This window comes from Tahibacter sp. (genome assembly GCF_032229445.1).
Classification (GTDB): Bacteria; Pseudomonadota; Gammaproteobacteria; order Xanthomonadales; family Rhodanobacteraceae; genus Tahibacter.
Genome location: NZ_JAVTWC010000088.1, coordinates 19149 through 22571 on the forward strand (window position 1 = coordinate 19149; position 3423 = coordinate 22571).

The following is a 3423-nucleotide window of genomic DNA, read 5'->3' on the forward strand; positions in this document are numbered from 1 at the left end:
CCACATGGTTGCCGAGTATTGCCTGTCTACTGGTTCATGGGCGCTTTCTATGTTCCGGCCCCCCGCGCCGCCCCCCCCCCCCCCCCAAACTCCCTGCGATCAGCGCGGCGGCGCCGGTTCGAAGCCGGCGGCAAATATGAGCTCCCGTACGCCGTAGCTGCGGGCAGTGCCCGATACGAACGCGCCGGGGTCGCCCGGTATCGGCTGGGTGTGTTCGAACCCGAGCAGGGTGATCGCGCCGCCGCTGAAGGTGCGCGTGGACGCATTCCAGCTCGCCGCGCCGAGATCGATGACGTGATTGAGGCGTAGCGCAGCGAAGAACTGGTCCGCCGTCATCGCGGCGCCATCGGCGTCGGAGAACGTCGCGGTCGTCGTATCGATACCCAGACCTTGCACCGTGAATCGGGGGCGGTCCACGGCGGCCACCGGCCCGCGCAGCGCGACATCCGAAGGATCCGGCGCGCCGCGCTCGCGCACGCGCGCGGCGAACGCGGCGCCATTGCGATCGAGCCAGCCGCGCACCTGAACCTGTTGCGGCGCGGTCAATCCGACCGCGAGGATGCCGTCGTCGTCGCGTACCTGAGCGCTGTAGTTCACGGTCACGCCGAACGGCCGTAGCGACTGTCCGGGTGTGACGTCGCCTGGCACCATCGGCCCCTCAAAGCGTACCGGCGGACGCACGAACACTACGCTGTCCGCCGCGAGTGTCGTCGCGTCGGTGAACGTGCCTTCGACCGACACTTCGGTGCCCGGATCCAGCTCGTCCGGGCCACCGAACTCGAACACGGTCGCGGCGCTGTAGGTGATCGTCAGAGCGCCGAGTTCGAATGACGCGCCGCTGATGCTTGCGCCGACGATGCCGTCGAGAAATCCCTGGGCGCCGGGCGTGCCGGGCGGCACCGACGATGCGCAACGTGCCTCGGCGACGGTATCGATCGTATCGCCCGGCACGAAGCCGGCGATGCTGTCGGCGCGCAGTTCCACGTAATCGCCGGCAACGGGCAGCCCACCGGTGCAGTCGGCAAAGGCGATGCCGGTGGTGTCGATCCACTGGCTGCCGATGCGCAGTCGCGGCTGGGGCGTGACGAGTTCCGTCACGTAGCCGGCAACCAGAAACTTGTTGCCCTGCGCGTCACGGCGCACGGCCAGGGTGGCGTAGACGCTGCCGTTCGGGTCGACGAGGCCGGCGATGATCATCGGTGCGCCCAGTGTCAGGCTGCCGGCGTCGGTGAAACCCTCGATAACGGTGTCACCGGTGATCGTGACTGGCTGGCCCAGCACTTCCAGCGGTACGGCCCGGGTGACGGGGCCGATCACGGTGTAGCTGAAGATCGGTGTCGGCACGGCACCGCGCACTGCACCGGCCTGCGCTTGCCAGCGCACTTGCATGCCGGCTGGCCGATCGAGCAGGTCGGACAGCGTGCCCGGCTGGCCATCGATGACGACCGGTGTGGCCGCCGGCAACGAATAGGTGCGTCCGCCCACGGTCAACGTCTGGATCTGCGCAGTTGCGATACCCGCCAGCGCCAGCGCGAACAAGCCAGCCAAAACAACCGAAGCGCGCATGAGTCAGCCTTCCCCTGAGGATTGCTCTGCCCGGCGGACTCGGCAGGAAAGCCGTCGCCGCTCGGTACAGTCGCCGCGTTGACGATGCCACAAACGGGCGACAAGTCACGCGGCAATCGCGTGATCAGGGCGCTCGTTACAGCTCGTTACATGAAATACGTCGTCGCGCGTGATGGCTCGTGGCGCATTCAGTTGACCCGGCGACACCGCGCAACCGCCGTGCCGCCTCCCGCGGTGGCGGGAGAGAGCTGATGCGCTGCACGACGCGATCAGCTCCGCCGACGCGAGCGCCCATGAGTGCCGCTCACGCCGGCTCTGGCGCCGCGACGCGATCGCGCTTGCGCCGGACGTAAAGCTGCTTGCGCACGCGCGCAACGACTTCGCCAGTCGCGGTCTTCACGTCGACGTCGAACCAGCGCAGGCATTTCTCACCCGTCGCCGTCGCCGCGCGCAATTCGTCGAGAACGGTTTCCTCGACGGTGAATTCGGCATAGACGTCCTCCCGTCCGGGGGCGACAAACTCGATGCCGCCGGCCTGGTCCCAGACGACATAGTCGCGGCCAAGGCATTCCATGACCAGAATCATCCAGAACGGATCGGTCATCGAGAACAGGCTTCCGCCGAAGTGCGTCTTTACATAGTTGCGGTTGTACCAGGCGAGCTTCAGGCGCACGCGGGCATAGCGCCAGTCCGCGGAAACCGCCTGCACGCGGATGCCGCTGAACAGGAATGGCGGCCACAGGTTCATGACGCGGCGCAGGCGCGCCGGGGTGGATTTCATCGGCCCGGGCTCAGAACAGCACCGCCGCCATCTTGCGCCGGTAGCCGCTGACGAGGTCGGCGTCGTCGATCACGTTGAACGCGGCGATCAGGCGTTTTTTTGCTTGCCCGTCCTGCCAATCGCGCTGGGTCTTGAGTACATGCAGGAACTGGTCGAGACCGGCCGCGGCGTCGCCGGCGAGCAACAGGCGGATGCCGAGCAGATCGCGCGCGGACAGGTCGGAAGGGTCCCGCTCGGCTCGCTCGCGCAATTCGGCCAGCGCCGGCGCGCCGTCGAGCGCGCGAGCGAACTCGAGCTGGTTGCGCAGGCGCACGGCCTTGTCGTCGGTAGCGAGTTTTGCCGGCAGCGCGTCGAGCTCGGCCTCGGCCGCGGCGGCGTTGCCGGATTGCATCAGGGCCAGGGCAAGCTCGAGCTTGAGCGCGGGCTGGTCCGGCTGCGCGGCGATTTCCTGCTGCAGACGGTTGATCGCCTCGGTCGGCGTTTCATCGACAAGCAGGTCTTCGGGTTCGGCGATCATGGACGGCGCGATGCCGTGCTTGGTCAGGAACTCGCGGATCGCGGATTCGGGCAGGGCGCCTGCGAAGCCGTCGATCAGCTGTCCATCCTTGACCAGCACGACGGTCGGCAGCGAGCGCACGCCAAAGATCGAGGCGAGCTGCATTTCCGCCTCGGTGTCGACCTTGGCCAGGCGGAACGAGCCGGAGTATTCGACAGCGAGCTTCTCCAGCACGGGCTTGAGCTGACGGCAGGGCGCGCACCACTCGGCCCAGAAATCGACGAGCACGGGCGTCTGCAGCGAGGCCTTGATGACCTCATTCTCGAAGTTGGTCTCGGTGGCGTCGAAGACGTGGGTGGACTCGGCCATGGCTGGGCTCCTTGAAAGATCGTCGCGATGTAGGTGCGCGAGGCTACGCGATCAAGGTGTGGGCCGGGAATCGGGAATGGGGAATCGCTCGAGCGGGTCGAGGCGACCGGCCGCGGTGCGCCTCCGCCTGGCTTCAACGATTCCCGTCTCCCGATTCCCCATTCCTGTCTATCGCGGGGCGAAGGCCCCGCCTAAAACACACCCTCCATCA

3 protein-coding genes are annotated in these 3423 nt (G+C 67.2%); all 3 read right to left on the reverse strand.

Translation table 11 applies throughout. From position 1 onward, the window contains the following. Nucleotides 1–99 precede the first annotated feature (99 nt). The gene (locus RUU78_RS15295; protein WP_313918094.1) at nt 100–1566 is read right to left on the reverse strand and encodes a DUF5666 domain-containing protein; all 1467 of its coding nucleotides are present in this window, start codon (nt 1564–1566) and stop codon (nt 100–102) included. Between the two features lie 304 nt (nt 1567–1870). Continuing rightward, nucleotides 1871–2347: a DUF4442 domain-containing protein gene (locus RUU78_RS15300; protein ID WP_313918096.1), complete on the reverse strand. Its 477-nt coding sequence runs from the start codon at nt 2345–2347 to the stop codon at nt 1871–1873. Nucleotides 2348–2357: 10 nt separating this feature from the next. Next, entirely contained in the window at nt 2358–3212 is an 855-nt protein-coding gene (trxA, locus tag RUU78_RS15305; protein ID WP_313918098.1) for a thioredoxin, read from the reverse strand. Nucleotides 3213–3423: the final 211 nt, after the last annotated feature.